A 1,149-nucleotide genomic window follows, 5' to 3' on the forward strand; every position below is an offset into this window, starting at 1 on the left:
TGATAGTCGACCACCAGGGTGGCGGTCGCATCAAAGAGCCCTCCCGTCAGTGTGCTGCCGGCACGTTTAACGGGCACCGCCTGCACCACCGGAAAGTTTGGATAGGTAAAATTCACTGCGGTGTTGAGCGGCCAGTCGGCACCATTCATGAACAGCTTTACCCCGAGGTCCGGCTTGCGGGTCACGAGCACGCGGTTATCGAACGACGCCCCTGTGCCCCTGAGCTCCAGGATCAAGGCGTTGCTGAAGGGCGAATCACAGGTGACGGTATAAGGCACGCCTCGACGGTAATTCACCCCGTCGACCCGTGACGTCAGCAGGTCATTGCCAAACGGCACATCGAGCGTGGTGCCGTTGTTGATGACGCACGGCGGCGGCGCGATGATGACCGCGCGGATGGTCAGGCTGGTTTCAGCCTGCACGCCCTGGCAGACAGCCCACAACACGCCGCCGCCGATAAACATGGCCCATGGGCCGGTTAACGTTGCCATCGTTCTGCCCTTACTCATAATTGAGCCTGAAATCCACCACGGCCCGAAACGCCCCGCTGGTCAACGGTGCGGCGGTGCGTGTGGGCTGCACCAGCCACGTCTGGGTGTTACTGCCCAGAGGCAAAAACACCGGTTCGCCCCGTGAGCCCAGCTGTACGTCCCGCCCCAGCGCATCGGTCACTTGCAGGCCCATCCCACTGACGCCTTGCACTTGCACCAGCCGTGGGGCATCGGTATCGGCAGGCGCGAAAAACGCCACCGACAACCCGGGTTGAAAGGCACTCCAGGTGAGGTTGCCCGTGCGTTCACTGCGGATGCTGCCAGCCGTGCGCTGGCAATCGGTAAACCGCAGTTGAAACGACATGGGTTTTGCCTGATCACCAGGCCGTTGCAACTGGCTGGCCGACACCGCACCCAGGTCAATGGTTTGGTGCAGCGATGTCATCTCCAGGCTGCAAGGGGTTTCATGCATGGACCCTGTTATGTTCAGCAGCCCATTCATGCCCTCGATATCCTCGGCGTGCGCGCTCCTGACCAAAGCCAGTAACAGACCGCCCAAGACCTTCACAGTGTGCGACTTCATGAGGTTCTCCAGCAGCAGGCGCTACTTGTCAGGCGATACTTGCGCGCTCACGGTGCAAGCGCTGCCGGTGCAGGT

General features: G+C 61.4%; 2 protein-coding genes. Both read right to left on the minus strand.

The genetic code is table 11. The features are described 5' to 3' along the window. On the minus strand, positions 1-491 hold a 491-nt coding region (locus H8F21_RS29275; RefSeq protein ID WP_203585841.1), incomplete at its 3' end, for a fimbrial protein. Positions 492-501: 10 nt separating this feature from the next. Continuing rightward, complete coding sequence (locus H8F21_RS29280) at positions 502-1,074, minus strand: fimbrial protein (RefSeq protein WP_203585842.1); 573 nt, start codon at positions 1,072-1,074, stop codon at positions 502-504. Positions 1,075-1,149 lie beyond the last annotated feature (75 nt).

The organism is Pseudomonas arcuscaelestis (assembly GCF_016881005.1).
GTDB lineage: Bacteria > Pseudomonadota > Gammaproteobacteria > Pseudomonadales > Pseudomonadaceae > Aquipseudomonas > Aquipseudomonas arcuscaelestis.

Bases quoted from the DNA above. Each gene is read 5' to 3' on its own strand.
- H8F21_RS29280 (WP_203585842.1), bottom strand. From the start codon at position 1,074: ATGAAGTCGCACACTGTGAAGGTCTTGGGCGGTCTGTTACTGGCTTTG.